Source organism: Acinetobacter sp. 251-1 (genome assembly GCF_030329305.1).
Taxonomy (GTDB): domain Bacteria; phylum Pseudomonadota; class Gammaproteobacteria; order Pseudomonadales; family Moraxellaceae; genus Acinetobacter; species Acinetobacter piscicola_A.
In genome coordinates this window covers 54,384-72,226 of sequence record NZ_JACANS010000014.1, presented here as the reverse complement: position 1 = coordinate 72,226, position 17,843 = coordinate 54,384, and the positions used below count along the sequence as shown (strand labels likewise).

17 protein-coding genes are annotated in these 17,843 nt (G+C 36.9%); 13 read left to right on the top strand and 4 right to left on the bottom strand.

What is annotated here, in order from left to right; all coding sequences use genetic code 11:
• The 5 genes from HX129_RS12760 to HX129_RS12740 all read left to right on the top strand — a co-directional run bounded on the left by HX129_RS12760 (position 1) and on the right by HX129_RS12740 (position 3,638).
• Complete coding sequence (locus HX129_RS12760) at positions 1–735, top strand: outer membrane protein OmpK (protein WP_130074838.1); 735 nt, start codon at positions 1–3, stop codon at positions 733–735.
• A gap of 103 nt (positions 736–838) precedes the next feature.
• Positions 839–1,354: a GNAT family N-acetyltransferase gene (locus tag HX129_RS12755; protein WP_286436285.1), complete on the top strand. Its 516-nt coding sequence runs from the start codon at positions 839–841 to the stop codon at positions 1,352–1,354.
• A gap of 195 nt (positions 1,355–1,549) precedes the next feature.
• On the top strand, positions 1,550–2,149 hold the full coding sequence (locus HX129_RS12750) for an OmpW/AlkL family protein (RefSeq protein WP_130074840.1): 600 nt from the start codon (positions 1,550–1,552) through the stop codon (positions 2,147–2,149).
• Between the two features lie 127 nt (positions 2,150–2,276).
• Positions 2,277–3,017: a hypothetical protein gene (locus HX129_RS12745; RefSeq protein WP_286436284.1), complete on the top strand. Its 741-nt coding sequence runs from the start codon at positions 2,277–2,279 to the stop codon at positions 3,015–3,017.
• Positions 3,018–3,638: a hypothetical protein gene (locus HX129_RS12740; protein WP_286436283.1), complete on the top strand. Its 621-nt coding sequence runs from the start codon at positions 3,018–3,020 to the stop codon at positions 3,636–3,638.
• A gap of 24 nt (positions 3,639–3,662) precedes the next feature.
• Here HX129_RS12740 and parE read toward each other — a convergent pair whose 3' ends face one another.
• Complete coding sequence (parE, locus tag HX129_RS12735) at positions 3,663–5,543, bottom strand: DNA topoisomerase IV subunit B (protein WP_286436282.1); 1,881 nt, start codon at positions 5,541–5,543, stop codon at positions 3,663–3,665.
• A 281-nt stretch (positions 5,544–5,824) separates the two neighbouring features.
• On the opposite strand from parE, the gene HX129_RS12730 reads away from it, so the two are divergent.
• Entirely contained in the window at positions 5,825–6,976 is a 1,152-nt protein-coding gene (locus HX129_RS12730; RefSeq protein WP_286436281.1) for a hypothetical protein, read from the top strand.
• 68 nt (positions 6,977–7,044) lie between these two features.
• Here HX129_RS12730 and HX129_RS12725 read toward each other — a convergent pair whose 3' ends face one another.
• Positions 7,045–7,623, bottom strand: coding sequence for a YqiA/YcfP family alpha/beta fold hydrolase (locus HX129_RS12725; RefSeq protein WP_180046414.1), 579 nt, complete (start codon positions 7,621–7,623; stop codon positions 7,045–7,047).
• 229 nt (positions 7,624–7,852) lie between these two features.
• Here HX129_RS12725 and HX129_RS12720 point away from each other — a divergent pair, with 229 nt between their 5' ends.
• Positions 7,853–9,184 (top strand): PGAP1-like alpha/beta domain-containing protein, encoded by a 1,332-nt coding sequence (locus HX129_RS12720; RefSeq protein ID WP_130074846.1) that lies wholly within the window; start codon positions 7,853–7,855, stop codon positions 9,182–9,184.
• Positions 9,185–9,243: 59 nt separating this feature from the next.
• Here the strand turns inward: HX129_RS12720 and HX129_RS12715 are convergent, their stop codons facing one another.
• Both HX129_RS12715 and gshA read right to left on the bottom strand, forming a co-directional pair.
• Positions 9,244–9,744: a disulfide bond formation protein B gene (locus HX129_RS12715; protein ID WP_130074847.1), complete on the bottom strand. Its 501-nt coding sequence runs from the start codon at positions 9,742–9,744 to the stop codon at positions 9,244–9,246.
• 32 nt (positions 9,745–9,776) lie between these two features.
• Entirely contained in the window at positions 9,777–11,354 is a 1,578-nt protein-coding gene (gshA, locus tag HX129_RS12710; RefSeq protein WP_286436279.1) for a glutamate--cysteine ligase, read from the bottom strand.
• Between the two features lie 210 nt (positions 11,355–11,564).
• Between gshA and HX129_RS12705 the strand changes: the two genes are divergently transcribed.
• The 6 genes from HX129_RS12705 (at position 11,565) to HX129_RS12680 (ending at position 17,795) form a co-directional block, all read left to right on the top strand.
• Entirely contained in the window at positions 11,565–12,104 is a 540-nt protein-coding gene (locus HX129_RS12705; protein ID WP_130074849.1) for a DUF924 family protein, read from the top strand.
• A gap of 281 nt (positions 12,105–12,385) precedes the next feature.
• The gene (locus HX129_RS12700; RefSeq protein ID WP_286436276.1) at positions 12,386–12,943 is read left to right on the top strand and encodes a CC0125/CC1285 family lipoprotein; all 558 of its coding nucleotides are present in this window, start codon (positions 12,386–12,388) and stop codon (positions 12,941–12,943) included.
• Positions 12,944–12,958: 15 nt separating this feature from the next.
• Complete coding sequence (locus HX129_RS12695) at positions 12,959–14,266, top strand: DUF445 domain-containing protein (protein WP_286436274.1); 1,308 nt, start codon at positions 12,959–12,961, stop codon at positions 14,264–14,266.
• Positions 14,267–14,358: 92 nt separating this feature from the next.
• Positions 14,359–14,784, top strand: coding sequence for a hypothetical protein (locus tag HX129_RS12690; protein ID WP_286436272.1), 426 nt, complete (start codon positions 14,359–14,361; stop codon positions 14,782–14,784).
• 372 nt (positions 14,785–15,156) lie between these two features.
• Positions 15,157–16,311 carry a methionine aminotransferase gene (locus tag HX129_RS12685; RefSeq protein ID WP_286436270.1) on the top strand — a complete coding sequence of 385 codons (1,155 nt, stop codon included), beginning with the start codon at positions 15,157–15,159 and terminating at the stop codon, positions 16,309–16,311.
• A 116-nt stretch (positions 16,312–16,427) separates the two neighbouring features.
• On the top strand, positions 16,428–17,795 hold the full coding sequence (locus HX129_RS12680) for an MATE family efflux transporter (RefSeq protein ID WP_130074853.1): 1,368 nt from the start codon (positions 16,428–16,430) through the stop codon (positions 17,793–17,795).
• The last annotated feature ends 48 nt before the right edge of the window (positions 17,796–17,843 follow it).

Here is a 17,843-nt window from a genome sequence, read left to right as displayed (position 1 = left end):
ATGAAACTCACACACTTTGCAACTCTATGTACACTGGCTTCAACTGCAACTTTCGCACAAGCGAATCCTGTAGTTTGGCAAGATTTCAGCTTAACGGGACTTTATGGTGAAAACTATGAAGTGGGTACTGAAGACCGTACAACAGTTACTGCTGAATACGCAGCAAAATTGAAATACGCTGATGTATTTTTCTTCGTAGACCACCAACTTGATGGCAATGACGAACAAAATACCTATTTTGAGTTATCTCCACGTTTAAGCTTGGGTGAAGTTTCTGGTGAAAAACTTGCTTTTGGTCCAATCAAAGATGTACTCATTGCAACCACGTGGGAACATAACGCAGGTTACGATCTTAACCAAGAATTCAACAACTTTTTGTATGGTGTAGGTTTTGACCTTGCTATTCCTTATACACAGTTTGCTAGCATCAACTTCTATAAAGCAGACAATGACAAACAAGATGATGATTATCAAATGACCATCACTTATGGTGTGCCATTTAAACTCGGTTCAGAAGACTTTTTAGTTGATGGTTTCCTTGATTGGTCTACAGCAGAAGATGACCATGCAAGCGAACTGAACTGGACAACTCAGTGGAAATGGAATGCAGGTAAACACATTTCACCGAAAACTAAGCTTTATGTCGGTGTTGAACACTCTGTTTGGAATAACAAATACGGCATTAAAGGCGTTGACCAAAATGACGTGAGTGCCTTAGTAAAATATCATTTCTAAAACTATAAAGATTTGATTTTTAAAGCAAGATTTCGGTCTTGCTTTTTTATTTTTTAAAGCGTAAAAATTGTTTAATTCTTTCTTTTTATTCATCTAATTGTCTATGCATTTTCATATCCGCCCTGCACAAGCACAGGATTTAATTCATATTATGAATATTTATAATCAGGAGATTGAAACAGGTTTAGCCACATGGAATAGCGAAATAAAAAGTTTAGACGCATACCAAAATTGGTTTGAAACCTTACACAGCCAAAATTTCCCGATTTTTGTTGCAGAAGAAACTGAAACTAAGCACATTGCAGGTTATGCCGATTATTCAAGTTTTCGGGCGATCCATGGTTATAAACATACTGTTGAACATTCAATTTATATTGACCCACGCTTTGCAAGACAAGGTCTAGGTAAAGCTTTATTGCTCAGCTTAATTCAACATGCCAAGCAACAACAAATCCATGTCATGGTCGCTGCAATTGATCATGAAAATACCGCCTCGATTCAACTGCATCAAAACTTAGGCTTTCAACAAACAGGATATATGCCGCAAGTGGGACAAAAATTTGGACAATGGCGTGATTTAGTTTTGATGCAACTCGTTATAGATACTGAAATATTTTGATTTTTTAAATTCAGCAAAGCATGAAAATAATAATTTTAGTTTCAGCAATTGCTGAATTATTTTCTAGCGTATCAATCTCTAAAAAACATAATTCATTGAATTTTATAAAATAATATTTATGGCATGTTTCTTGATTATCTAAAAGTACAACGACAAGGAATCCATCGTTGTTTTTTGATATTCATGGAGATGACAATGAAAAAATGTATTTTACTCTGTCTAGGATTATGCTCATTTTCAAACAGTTATGCTGAAATAGACCTAAGTAAATTTAAATCACGTCTAGGAGTGACGCTGATTGAGCCGAAAGATCACCCAGGCAATTTATACGATGGTACAGTAACCAGTATTTCGCGTAGTTATGCATTAACTGCATCCAATTTGTACTTTGTCACTCCCAATGTCGCTGTTGATCTGTTGGTTGGAACTGCGCCAAAGCATCGTATCTATGGCAATGGTGAAAAAATTGGTTATACCCGTTATTTACCACCAACCTTGAGCGTACAATATAACTTCAATCCAGATGGCAAATTCAATCCTTATGTCGGTGCTGGGGTCAATTATACTTACTACTTCAATGAAAAATTGATCAGCAATGATAAGCTTAATATTAGCAATTCTTTTGGATATGCTGCAACGCTTGGTGTGGATTATAATATCAATAAAAATATAAGCTTAGGTACAGAACTTCGCTATATTGATGTCAACTCTGATATTGAAATTAATGGCACTAAAGTCGGTAGTGGTGATGTCAACCCAATGCTTTATACACTGACACTCGGTTATAAATTTTAAAGTTTTTAGGCTGTAACTTTCCCAACAATGAAGTCTAAAGGCTTCATTGTCTTTTCAAATTTTGACAATATAATCCCAAATATTTTGCTATAAAGATTCCATTTAAAATTTTTAATGTTAAATAACAATGCAAAAAATCCTTATTTTTTCGAGTGCTATATTCGCTTTTTCCGTCCTTCAAAATGTACATGCTGAACCGTCCTCTTTTCAACAAGAATTACAGCAAGGATGCCTAGCAATAAAGACTGAAGCAACATTAGGCAAAAAATTATATGACCAAAAAAATTATAAAAAAGCATTAGAACATTTTCAAACCCAAGCCGCATGGACATCTTTTTGTCTGAGTAATGCAGATGAAACCACTGTTAAATTTTCTGAAAATAATGTGATTACGGCACAAAATAATGTGGCACTGACGTATGCCAAATTGGGAAAACCGATGTGGGCAAGAGCATGGTTAATGATTAACAAAAATGAAAAGTCCAATCAATTTAATTTAAAAAATCTTGTAAAGACTAAAATTTCACATGATTTATCAGGTGAATATGTCAGTTATGCAGGTTTTGGCGAATGGGATCATATTTCAGTTAAACGTACTAAAAATGCTTATGAGATGAGCTATGCAGGTCTATATATGGGTTTAAGAAGTCTTATTTATGGACCTAATATGGGCGAGTTTGATACGACTTTTGCTTTAAATCAAAAACGTGCAATGTATAAATATGAAGACTGTACCATTCAGCTTGATTTTAAAGCAGATCAAAATTTAGGAAATTATATTGAAGTTAAACAAGATGATGGAGACTCAGGTTGTGGCTTTGGGCATAATGTTTATGCAGGTGGTACTTTCTATAAGGTTGAGACTTAGATGAAGTTAAAACTTATTCCAGTCTTTGAATTAGAATATTCACATCCTGATGTTAAATCCCCACCATATCCATTTTCAGATGAAGAATATACAAATTACCTTGATCAAGTATATAAATTAAATGGCTTTATGGACCCATTTGAACCTATTGCAGAAGGTTATAATTTATATGCTATTCAACAAACCAGTGAAAATAATCTTGTTAAAATTATAAAAGATGCTATTTACAAAGATCAAAATAGTCTTGAAGGTGGATTTGTTTTATGTGAAATAGCTGAAACATTAAATCCCATTCTCACACATAGATGTTGTTCCGATCTCAATGATGTGGATAGCTGGATTAACTTAGCTAAAAAAAATTTAACTGGGTTTTGGATTGGTCATCCTATGTTGAGTTGTAAAATAGAAAATGATCAAATTCGATTTATTGAAGAAGAGGAAGAAGAGCTTGAAGGTATTGTTATTCCATTTTCTGATTATCAAATTGCTATTCAGGAATTAAAACAAGAGCTTATTGAAATTCGTAAAAGAATTTTAGAAATATCAGCAAGACATCAACTCAACAATAAATCAGTCTCTCAACTTCTAAACTTTACCTTAATTGATCAAAGTAATGCTTAACATTACTTTGATCATTATATTTTATCAAACACCTAAATCCGCTAAGTTACCTTTCTGTTCTAACCAATGTTTACGGTCAGCAGAACGTTTTTTCGCAAGTAATTTATCCAACAAGCCCGCAGTAAACTGACTATCATCCAAATCTAACTGCACCAAACGACGAGTATTTGGATCCATCGTGGTTTCACGAAGTTGACTTGCATTCATCTCCCCCAAACCTTTAAAGCGAGTGATTTGTGGATTTTTAGATTTTACTTTCTTTAAGATGGTTTCTAACTCATCTTCATCAAGTGCATAATGCACATCTTTAGCATCATCAATACGGAACAATGGCGGCATTGCCACAAACAAATGCCCTTCTTCGACTAGATTCGGGAAATGTTTCACAAACAATGCACAAAGCAAAGTCGCAATGTGCAAACCATCCGAGTCAGCATCGGCAAGAATACAGATTTTACCATAACGTAGTTCTGACAAATCATCACTGCCGGGGTCTACGCCAATCGCAATCGCAATATCATGCACTTCCTGAGAAGCCAAAACCTCATCCGAAGACACTTCCCATGTATTTAAAATCTTACCGCGAATCGGCATGATCGCTTGGAAGTTTTTATCACGAGCTTGTTTGGCAGAACCACCCGCAGAGTCACCTTCCACAATAAACAATTCAGATTCTTCAAGGGTATGCCCAACACAATCCGCCAATTTCCCCGGTAAAGCAGGCCCTGAAACGATTTTTTTACGTTCCACTTTTTTCGCTGCTTTTAAACGACGACCTGCTTTAGCAATTGCCATTTCAGCAAGTTGCATGGCTGTTTCTGAGTTTTGATTGAGCCACAAAGTAAACGCATCTTTGGCAATATTTAATACAATATTTGATGCTTCACGGCTCGATAGACGTTCTTTGGTTTGCCCTGAAAATTGTGGTTCTTGTAATTTCAAAGACAGAATATAATTCACACCATCCCATACATCTTCAGCAGACAGCTTCATATTGCGTGGTAATAAATTACGTAACTCACAAAACTCACGTAAAGCCTCAATGATACCTGAACGCAAACCATTCACATGCGTACCACCTTGCGCTGTTGGAATCAAATTCACATAACTTTCTTGAATCTGTTCGCCACCATCAATATTCCAACAAATCGCAAATTCAGCACTGGCACGTTCTGCCTCACCATTGGCGACAAAAGCAGGATTTGGCAAAATCTCACGGTCTTGCACTTCATCCATCAAATAATCGACTAAACCATTTTCAAATTGCCACTGAATTTTTTCATCATTGATCTGGTCTATATAATTGATTTCTAAACCTGCGGCTAATACGGCTTTGGCTTTTAAATTATGCTTTAAGGCTTTGAGTGCAAATTTTGGTGAATCAAAATATTTTGCTTCAGGCCAAAAACGAACCGTTGTTCCTGAAGCACGCTTCGGTGCTTTGCCTTCTAGAACGTCTAAAGGCGCAACAGGCTCACCATGTTCAAATGCCATTTTGTAGAGATTACCCTGACGCTGAACTTCAACTTCAACGCGGTCCGACAAGGCATTAACTACTGAAATCCCGACACCATGTAAACCACCTGAAAATTGGTAGTTATCTGTACTGAACTTACCACCTGCATGGAGTTTAGTAAGGATGATTTCGATCCCGCTTTGCCCATATTCAGGGTGAATATCGACTGGCATACCACGCCCATTGTCTTCAACCGACAATGAACCGTCTTTATATACCGTAACGGTTATTTTATTGGCATGCCCTGCAAGTGCCTCATCGACAGCATTATCAATAACTTCTTGTGCCAAATGGTTTGGACGTGTGGTATCGGTGTACATACCCGGACGACGGCGAACAGGGTCTAAACCAGATAAAACCTCAAGAGATTGGGCTGTGTATTGCGTCACGTTGCAAGTTTCCCTTTTTTAAAAATTAAGCAGATAGATTATGAGTTGGTACAGTATCTCATTTTCAGTAAAAAAACAGCTTTGATCATCATCTTAAATGGGGTAATACGACAGTCAGTGACGTAATTGTTACAGATTCACTCATTTTTCACTCAAGTTTTGATTGAAAATTTGTTAAGATTCTCTTGATTTATTTCAATCTGATAATAGTTTTTTGCAAAAAAATCATGCTTTGCCTTATAAAAATTGAGATAAATTTTTTAATATGAATGAGAAATGATATGAAAAATATACTCCTACTCTCCAGCCTTGTATCAACACTACTCCTAACTGCCTGTGGTGGTGGAAGTGACTCGGATGATAATAATGCTGTAGAACCAAAACCAGAACCGCCAAAACCTGCCGAATATGTTCCGTCACAGTACAAAACCTTGAAAGATAATTTCAAATATGTACAAGACCCTCTCACTGAGGTAAAAAATAACAATTTATATGACATAAGCTATTGGGTAAATGAAAATCCTCTCGAATTATCAAGTTATAGCTATTTATACTCAAAAGATGATAAAACTTTCAAAACTAAAACATATGCAACACAAGGATCATCTTATAATACTTGGCAAGAAGACTCTGCTCCATCATTGGTATTTAATATTGCTCAAAATAAATGGGTAGAAACTCAAGGAGATATGACCGTTTCACAAGGTCCTGTTGGTACTGAAGGTATTAAAACGCTCTATATTCAGTCAGATACAGGCATTAAATACTATACATTAACTGAAAAATCTCTTGCAGGACTCAGCCTTGCACAGGGTATCAACCAAGGCTTTGGTAATGGTATTCCTTTACCTGAAGCTATTAAAACTCAATATTTTTCTCAAGGTGCCAAAGCCTATGCTTGGGTACAAGATATTACTCAACCGAATTACTCTATTAATCGTACCCATACAGTATTTAGTTCAACAAATACACCTCATCCTATTTATACCTGTAACACGGTAAGTTCATATTGTTCAACGACAGCCCCAACACTTGAAAAAGCCATCGAAAGCAAAGCTTGGTACCAAAATACTGGACGTAATGGTGTCATTCGCTTAAATGACAAACAAGTCGCTGATGTTGCAGTTTTTGATAAAGATCAAAATAAAACACTCAACTACACGATCAAATATGAGTTGATTGCAGCAAAACAAGGTGCACCAAAGCATATTTTATTTACTGCGTCAGACACAGCAGCAAAAGAAGCACTTAAAACTTATTTTAGTGTTAATGATAGTCAAATTGCATGGTTTGAATACAATAATCAAGTTGTTAGAGGAAACTACAACTTACCAATCAAAGGTTTACAAAGCACATACTATAGCTACAACAAAATTGCGGTGAATGACATTTTAACCAAATGGAACCCAAGCAAACGTCCAGTGCTTGAATAAGTGTTCCAAAAATATAGACTGTATAATGCTAAGGCTATGAACTAGCCTTAGCATTTTTATTTTTAGAATTAAACTTGATAAAAACTTGATAAAAACTCAATCAACATCGGAATTTTTTCTGCAAAGTTTTCCATCGCATGATTCCCCTGCATTTCTGTAATCACAAAAGAATTTGGTCTATAAAATGCTTGTGCTTCACGATAATCTAAAACTTCATCACCTTGTTGTAATAACACTAAAAAATTTTCAGAATGTTGTAATTTTTTTATCGCCGTCTGCTCTAAGAAATTAAGCTGTGTATTATCTAAAGTCCATTTTTCATTGACTTGATAAGGTAACTGCTCTATTCCAAATAATGTTCTAAATAATACCCACGGTTGTACAGCAGGATTAATTAAAACTGCTGGAATATTAAACTTTTCTGCTAATTGTGTTGCGTAAAAACCACCAAGACTACTTCCCACCAAAGCCACTTGATCGAGTGAAGTGAGCATTGTTGAGACTTTCTGTATCACTTCGTCAGGTCGACAATTTAAATCTAGCAAATGTACCTGACATTCGCTAATGTATTGACAGTGTTGATACAGCTGTTGCCCTTTTATAGAAAAGGGGCTGCTTTTAAACCCATGTAAATAAATAATATTCATCTAAAACCATTTGCAAATTTAACAAAGCTCATATAATTTTTAGTGTGATATACATCACATAATGTTTCAATTTGTACAACACAGTTTATTGTCCGACAAAAAAACAATATGCTGAAACTTGAAACAGTATGCTAATCAAGTTTCAAGATGATGAATAGAATGATATAGGGATATAAGTCTAGATCTAACTCATTTTAATGGGTTTAGATCGTATGGAGGATAAGAAAATATGGCAAGTTTAACACCACTACACGAGACTTATTGTAAATGGGATCGCTCTCCACCCAGTCAGGCTGATGTATTAGAAGGCTTAGCACAACTGGTCAGCACACCACTTAATAGTGTCGTGCAAGATCTGATTCAATCTTTACAACGTGAAGTTTTACTCAGTGTTTTTGGTTTAAGTAAACAAAAAGCCAAACGTTTCCAAGCACGTCCTTATGTCGAAAAAATCTATCAGTTTGGTTTTAACTCACTGCAAAACTACGGGCATTACTTTTTGGCACCTAGTTTACGTAAAGTGATTGAGCATTTTCCTAAATTACATGACAAACCATTAACCCCCACACTGACGTTCTTGATCAGTGCGCTCAATGGTGTACTTGGCGACTACTTACTCGCAACACATAATCCTTTAGCATTATCCACTGTATTGTATGACCATTATGGTGAAATTCAGCAAGGCGATTTGGCTGGACGCATGGTTATTTTTTCACATGGTTTATGTATGAATCATTTGGATTGGAGCAACCGTGGCAATGGCGGAATTGGTGAAAAATTACTTGCCCAACGTGACAATAACACCATGTTATACGTACATTACAATACAGGTCGTCGTATTTCAGCTAATGGGCGTTCTTTAGCTAATATGTTAGAAGATTTAGTCAAACGTAATCCGCGTATTACCAGTATTGACCTGATTGGACATAGTATGGGTGGATTGGTTTCACGTAGCGCCTTGTTTTATGGTAAGCAAAATATGCATCAATGGATTCATATGGTTGAAAACCTTGTCTGCTTAGGTTCGCCTCATCATGGTGCTGTGTTAGAACGATTTGGTTTTGCACTACAAGATAAAATCGGACATTTTCCTTTGGTCAAATTAGTCAGTCATGTCGTTAATATTCGTAGTAATGGCATTTTGGACTTACGTTTTGGCAGTGTGCGTGATGATGATTGGGAACATAACCATGCACGAATTGGTTTAATGGATGACAACCGTAAACCTGCTCCTTTACCTTCTTATATCAATACCTATCTCATCGCAGGAACTCTTGAGTTTGAAAATCGCAAGAATCGTACGTTAAAAGTCATCGGCGATTATTTAGTTAGTGTAAAAAGCGCACTAGGCGAACATCCTAATCCAAGATTTCAATTAAAATTGCCTGAATCACATAAAGCTGTTTTTTATGGGTTAAATCATTTTGAATTGCAATATCATCCTCATGTTGCTGAACAAATCGCGAAATGGTTTTATCCACACCATGATGAAATCGCAGAAGAACAGATTCGTAAATATTTAATTAAATTAGAAAGTTTAGAAGGAATTGTTGAAACTTGACCCAAAGTTATCACGATGGAATATAAAAAATGCCAACATTTACGTTGGCATTTTTACATTTATGTAGGATATTTTCTAAATAACTGCCATAAACTAATTAACGCAAGCACACTAAAGAAAGTCAGCGACCATACAGGTAAAGATTGTCCTAAGAAAGTCCAATCAATCATGGCACATTCACCTGAACCTTTAAGGACATTTGCAAATACTTCTTTTAACGGCAAAGTATCCACCCAATAATTTAGCCCTGGACCACAACTAGGTACCTGATCAGGGGGTAAATTTTGCAACCAGACATGACGCCCCGCGATCGCAACTGACCATCCAATTGATAGCAACCCCAAAAATGCATAAAAACGCCTAAAGACATTGGTTCTTGGATGATGTAATAGCGCAATTAGGGAAATTAAACCTAACCCGATCAAGCCTATTCGTTGGAATATACACAAAGGACAAGGGTCTAAACCTTGCACATGTTCTAAATACAACGCAAATGCCATTCCAATCACACTTGCTAAAAATAAAAGACCACTAACGAAGCGATAACTCTGCCATTGCATGGCTTTTCCTCTCATTTTTTGATGTGGTTATATCATCTAAATTTGGCAAGATAATCTTCAAAACTCAAATCTGTTTCTTGCTCAAGTTGCTGTTGTTGTTGCAATGATGAGGTTGCAAGTTGTTCAAAATACGCTAAAGTTTCTGCACTTAATACATGTTGTTCGTAACTTTTCACATGCTGATGTGCCATCGCACTACCGAAGCTCCATGTACCACCATGGTGTAAAGTATCTTCAATGACTTGTGCCGATAGTGTCTCATCTACGTTACGAATGCGTTGCTGCATTACAGTCAAAGCATGCGTATATAAACTGGTGTCATAGCTTTCATTCAATAATGCAGCCAATGGCAACATTGCAGATAAATGCTGAGATGCCCATTGCTCAAGCGGATAAGATTGTCCTGCTTCTTGGATCGCTGCATTCGGCGCACGTCCACGGTTAACCACTTCATTTTGATTTTTTTCAATCAAATCTTGCTCTTCTTCCCAAAGCTCAGGACTGTCTTTAAGTAAGCAATACAAAGCTAAAACTTCCAAGAAACCTGCAGTCGTTTCATTGATCCCAATCGCCACATATGGATTAACATCTACCGCCCGTAATTCAACATAACCAATACCACGTTTTGCTAATGCTTCCGATGGTGTTTCACCTGCTTGTGGTACTTGTTTAGGACGTACTAAACTGTAGTATTCATTTTCAATTTGTAGCACATGATCATTGATCTGAATGGGCTCACCATTACTATTATTTAAGCCCAAATGGCTAAATTGTGCATAGGGTGTATTGACGGCTTTCTGTAGTTCTGCGACATAGCATTTAAGGTTGTTATAATGAATACCCAATTGTTTTTGTGCAGAATTTTGATAACCAAAACGTCCCATACGCAAAGCCGTTGCATAAGGGGTAAATAATGTCCCTTTGACCAATGGCAATAAATGATGCTCACGCCCTGTCATAAAACATTTACATACCGATGGACTCGCACCAACCAAATACATCACTAATGGTGTTAAGCGAATAAAATTACGTACTAAGCCCAAATAACGATGGCTACGATAATCTTGTAAACTCAGGTTTTTTAATGCTTCATCTGTTTCATGTTGTTGTAATTGTTCAAATAAAGTATCGGGAAATGACACATTATAATGCACGCCTGAAATGGTCTGCATACGGCGACCATAACGAATGCCTAAACCATGACGATACAAGGTTTTAAATTTACCAATATTCGATGAACCATATTGTGCCAAACGAATACTCTCTTCTTGGTCATCCAACATACAAGGCATCGACAAAGGCCACAGTTTTTCGCCATTTTCTAAATGACGATGCACCACGGCATGAATATCTGCCAAATAATTCAATGCTTCAGGAATACTTGCTTTCGGTGGCGTGATGAACTCCATCAACGCTTCAGAATAGTCTGTTGTAATATGCGGATGGGTCAGCGCAGAACCCAAACTTTGCGGATGATCTGCTTGAGATAAGAAGCCATTACTTTGCATACGCAAACTTTCACGCTCAATGCCACGTAACATGCCTTGTAATAATTCAGCACTTGCCCAAGTTGGCAAAATGGCTTGAGAATTGGCTTCAGTTTGACTCATTATTTACTCACTTATCTTAAAAAAGTTTTTAAAATAAAATATTTTTGATGCCCACAAGTATAACGTGAATTATCGATATACATGTATATTCAAAGTACTTTTAAACAGAATATTCATTTTTTCGGCAATTTTTTATCACAATTAAACGCTTTTAGACACTTCAGAATTGTGATTTTATGCAAGAATACTTTCAAAAGAATTTAAATAGATATGAAGTCTCAAGACATTCTCGATTTTTGGTTTGCTCCAAATACTCAACCTTTTTGGTTTGCAAAAAGTGATGACTTTGACCAACAACTTCATCAACGCTTTAATCAAGTTTTAGCACAAGCCAAACAAGCTGAATTGTATACATGGCGTGATAGTGCTGAAGGTCGTTTGGCTGAAATCATTGTGCTTGACCAATTTTCACGAAATATTTATCGAGATCAAGCTGCCGCTTTCTCACAAGATGCACAAGCCTTAACCCTAGCGCAAGAAGCTGTTCATTTAGGTTTAGACAAAAATCTGCGTCCTGAACAGCGTTCATTTTTATATATGCCGTATATGCACAGCGAATCTAAACTGATCCATGAAGAAGCATTAAAGTTATTTGCAGCTTTGGGCAATCCTATCAATTTGGATTTTGAGAAAAAACATAAAGTCATCATCGATCGTTTTGGGCGTTATCCACATCGAAATGCAATATTAGGACGTGAATCTACTGCAGAAGAAATTGAATTTTTAAAACAACCCAATAGTGGTTTTTAAGCAGATGTTATAACTTAATCCAACACGGCAAGGTGGAGGAATGCACTTTCATTTTGCCCTTAAAAAAATAAAATTATCCTAATAATTTTTTATAAAACCCCTAACAAACATCCCAATTAAAATTGAATATTTTTCATTTTATAATGTTGTATTGCAGTAATCATTGAAATCATGCTTCTCAAAATACATTTAACAAATTTCTGCTTAAAATACATCATTTATCCCACTATTTCAGGCAATATAAATACTCTTAATCACTGACCCATCCCAAGGAGCACGGTATGAACAAAATACTCATCGGTCTAACTGCGGTGGCAGTATTCACCATGACGGGATGTGCTTCTACACCTTCGAAACCCCGTACCTTTGACCAACTGGGACAGTTTTCAACGTTAGCGCTAAACACACATACATTTCGCATCAGCTTTGAAACGCGTAACATGAGTTATGGTACAGCCGAAGAAATTACCTTACTCAAAGCTGCACAAACCACAGTACAAAATGGTTTTCAATTTTTTAAAGTGCTTGATGACCCAAGCAATCGTACACAACAACCGCCTCGTAGAGCGGTGGTTTACCCAACACCAAACTATTATCCATATGGTTATCGACGTCATGGGGCTTTCTTCGACCCATTTTATGACATGCCACAAGTAGTCACACTTGACCCAACTCAAGTGTCTTATACTATTGAATGCTATCAAGATAAAAAATCAGCACCGAATGATGCTTTTGATGCAGGCTTGATTTTACAGTCTTTAGGACAAAAATATGGCCTTAGTCCGACAGGACAAATATTACAACCACAAGCGACTGATGTATCATCAAACAAACCATAATTTTCAGGATGTTGCATGAACCAAGCCCAAGACGTGAATGTACCGAGTCTGAATCGCAGTAAACGCTTTGCCACCATCGCTTTAGTTGTGGCAGTGGTGATTTGGATTGCACTGATTATTGCAGCCAAGCTTTTACCTGAATACGTTTGGTTTATTCACATCTTAATGCTCGGTGCAGAAGCAGGCGTGGTCGGTGGTCTGGCAGACTGGTATGCCATTACCGTACTGTTTCGCAACCCTTTCGGCAAAATTCCTATTCCAAAATTTTTACGTGATCACACGGAAATTATTCCGCGCAATAAAGCCCGCATTGCTGAGTCAATGGGAAAATTTGTACAAGAAAACTTCCTTTCACCGCAAATTGTGGAAAAAAGTCTACAAAAAACTGACTTGAGTTTGGCTGTTGGACAATGGCTTGCCAATCCAAAAAATAACAGCCAAGTGACGGATGTCATCCAACAGACTGTTCCCAAGATTTTTGATTTTGTCGGTCAGCAACAAATTGGAAAATTCATCCAAAATAACAGTGTGCAATGGGTCAAAAATACACACATTAATCACCTTGCCAGTGAAATGCTGCGTGCAGTTTTAGACAATGATTTTCATCAAGACGTACTACAACGTGGCTTAGACATAGCACATGAATGGATGGTCAATCATCCTGAACAAACCCAAGATTTGACTCGCCGTTTATTTAAAGAATTAGGTGTATGGAAACTTGCCAAAGGTGCAAGTTGGATTGGTATTGATGTTCAACAACGTACGATTGATTCTTTATTGGAAAAAGTTGAAGCGATTTTGGCTGATCCTGAGCATCCATTTCGCAAAAAAATTGAAGATGTTGCCAACAACCTGATGCTAGAACTTGCGGACAATGATAGTGCTGTCAGTATTCGTTTGAATGAAACCAAAAATGCATTATTGGACAGTGAATCCGTGCTCAATTTCATCACAGGTGCTGTGGTGATTTTATGTGATGCAATCAAAGCCGATTTATTAAAAGATGACTCTGGCATTGCTCTGAATTTGCGTGTTGCCATTCAACAAGTCGGTGAAAACTTAATTGAAAATCAATCTGTACGTCAGTTATTAAATGAGCGTATGAGTGAAATGGCAATTCTTTTAAGTGATCAATACAGTGAAAAAGTGATTAAATTTATCAGTCAACGCATCCATGAATGGGACTCTCGTGAAATGATTGATAAGATCGAAAGTGAAGTCGGTGGTGACTTGCACATGATTCGAGTCAATGGCGTGGTGGTAGGTGCTTTTATCGGTCTAACTTTAGGTGTGATTCGTGCGGTAATTGATTATTTGATTTGAGCTTGTAATTGATTGAAATTACTTAATCTATATATTGCATTTTGCATAAGGTGGATTATGTTGATTGTAGATAAACCTTAAAGAAAAAAACGATGTGTGAATGTCAATCTGTAGCTCAATTTTTTGTGTGTCCTTCGCGTTATTCAAATATTTTCAGTCATCACTACGATATGAAAAACAGGTTTCCTCACTACATCATTGAAGATGCTCCATGTGAGGAAGTGCAACCAGAGTTTGATTATGGTGAGTTTTATTATGTCTGTACGGAATGTCGGCAAGCATGGTATTTTGAATGTTATCCCGATACACCAACATTTCCTATTTTTGGTATAAAACTTTTAGATATAAAACAAGCATTAAGCCAAAATAAAATAAACAGCATTAAGCAATTTTTAGTAGTTTTAGCTCATGAAGGATTTTCTGAAAATAAGTGTATTCATACAGGCTGTATGAACTATTCGCTTCATGGAATTCAGGTATGTCTTAATCATTTCGGTTACAAATTTCATTCCGATTGATCCGCCTATTGAACATCATGACGCTTATGCCAAGGTTTAAAGCTCAGAAAACAATCATTCAACAAAGAAACTTAAGCCTAAACGTACAACACTTTAAGGCATTGCCGAATATACAGATCCACCGCAATTTCCTATCATGAATCCATAGCGAGCAGGATGCTCCAGACAACAATAAGAAAAGACAGCAATGGACATGCAGGTTCGACAGGAGTCAAACCAAAGCATCAAATATGTAAAAAAGCCCAACAGGATGTTGGGCTTTTTTATTTTCACCAATAAAAACCATAAGTTAAAAAATCAAAAGAGATAACTATTTAGCTCATAAAACCGACCTGCTACACTCACTGAAACACCTTAAAAATCCGCATCATCATGATCACAATCAATTCCAAACTGCCTGCACAAGGGGTCACTATTTTCAGTACGATGAGTGCGATGGCTCAGCGCTTGAATGCACTCAACCTTTCACAAGGCTTCCCTGATTTCCCTGCCCCACCTGAACTTTTATATGCCCTCAGTCAAGCCACTTTAGAGGGACATAACCAATATGCTGCTGGTGATGGATTACTGAGTTTAAGAGAACAAGTCGCAGTACAATTTCAAAAAAGAGACCAACTGAAGCTCGATCCAATCACAGAAATCACCATCACACCTGGCGCAACCATTGGCATATTTTCAGCAATCCAAGCCATCGTGCATGCAGGTGATGAAGTGATTATTTTCGACCCAAGCTATGACAGCTATGCACCTAGTGTGCAATTGGTCGGTGCGAAAGCCATTCATATTGCACTACAAACATCTGACTTTTCAGTGGATTGGAATCAGGTCAAAGCAGCAATGACCGACAAAACCCGTATGATTATTGTCAATACACCACATAATCCCACAGGAGCAATTTGGTCAAAGCAAGATTGGTTAAACCTAATTGATTTAATTCAAGATAAAAATATTGTGGTGCTGTCTGATGAAGTCTATGAACATCTCATTTTTGATGGGCAAAAACACTACTCTGCTTTGTCATTTCCTGAACTGAGGGAACGGAGTTTTGTAATTGGTTCTTTTGGAAAGACTTTTCATGTTACAGGTTGGAAAACCGGCTATTGTGTGGCTGCCCCTGAACTCATGAAAGTATTTCGCCAAGTCTATCAATTTGCTAACTTTTGCGGGGTTACACCTGTACAGATTGCACTTGCCAATTTTATGCAACAGCATCCTGAACATATTGAGAATTTATCGAGTTTTTATCAACAAAAACGAGATTATTTTAATATCGGCTTACAGCAATCTCGTTTTAAATTTACGCCCTCACAAGGGACTTATTTTCAAAATGTCGATTATTCCGAAATTCGCCCTGATTTAAATGACGTCGAGATGTGCAAGTTTTTAGCAGAACAACATAAAATCGTGGCGATTCCCGTATCCGTTTTTTATCAAACTGCTCCACAAGATTTACGTTTAATTCGCTTTTGTTTTGCCAAAAAGGAAGCCACCTTGACACAAGCGTGTGAAATTTTGAGCCAAGTTTAAGCACATATTTGCAGTAAAATATGAAGCCTTAGTTACTTAAAAGCTAAGGCTTTTTTTTATAATTATGATATTTTGAGGAATAAAATAATTTCAATGGATTGGACAAAATAGCAAAAATGTCAGCAAAAGATAATTTATTGCATCATCAAAAATTTTGGAAAGGTTTCCTTATTTTTTTAGTTCCTTTGATTGCAACCAATATTCTACAAAACCTCTCAGGCACGATGAATACCATCTTTGTTGGACAAATGATGGGGGTAAATGCGATTGCTGCAATTTCAGTATTTTTTCCAATTTTGTTTTTCTTGTTGGCTTTTGTGATTGGACTGTCCGCAGGCGCGACTGTTTTAGTGGGACAAGCATGGGGAGCAAAAAACCTTGAAAAAGTTAAAATGGTGGTCGGTTCAACGCTGTTTATGACCTTGATTGGCGGTTGTATGATTGCTTTACTCGGTGTGATCAGTGCCAAACAAATTTTACTACTTTTAGGCACCGACCCTGATGTCATGCATTTGTCTTTGCCTTATGTACAATGGATGCTTGCAGGTAGTCCATTATTGTTTATTTATATTATCTATACCTCGATTTTACGTGGTGTAGGTGACAGTACCACACCATTGATTGCTTCTGGTCTGACCATTGTTATCGGTGTGATTGTGACACCTATTTTGATTGCAGGTTATTTTGGCTTTCCTCAACTTGGCATCATCGCTCCAGCCATTGCGACCAGTATTGGTTATATCGCCGTTTTAGGATTTTTAGCTTTTTATCTTCATTATCGTGATCATGCTTTAAAACTTGATAAAGCCTTGCTCAGCCATATTCGATATCATCCTGAACTCAGCAAAATTATTTTACGTTTAGGTATCCCAACAGGGATCCAAATGGTGACGACCTCTGCTGCAGGTCTCGTGATTATTGGGCTGGTGAATCATTATGGTTCTCATGCCACCGCTGCATACGGCGCAGTCAATCAAGTGCTCAATTACATTCAGTTCCCTGCTTTATCCATTTCAATCGCAGCATCAATTTTTGCTGCTCAAGCCATCGGTGCAGGAAAATCAGAACTACTACGTAAAGTGACACGTACGTCATTGATTATGAATGTTGTGATCACAGGCAGTTTGGTGATTTTGGCATATTTATTTTCTAAATATTTAATGGCGCTATTTATTACAGATCCAAGTGTGATCGAACTTGGACAAAGTTTATTATTTATTGTGCTATGGTCGATTCTATTTTTTGGTGCGGGTTCAATTTTTGCATCGATTATGCGTGCCAGTGGTACAGTGACTGTACCGATGATTTTAAATATCTGCGCTATTTTACTGATCGAAGTGCCTGCCGCTTATTTGTTTAGTGAATGGTGGGGCTTAAAAGGTATTTGGTATGCATATGCTTTGGCTTTTATATCATTATGTTTAATGCAAGCTCTTTATTATCAATTTGTTTGGAAGAAAAAAGCGATTCAAACGTTGATTTAATGGATTTAATCTAAAGAATCAGATCGTTATACTTCTAAAAATAAAAAA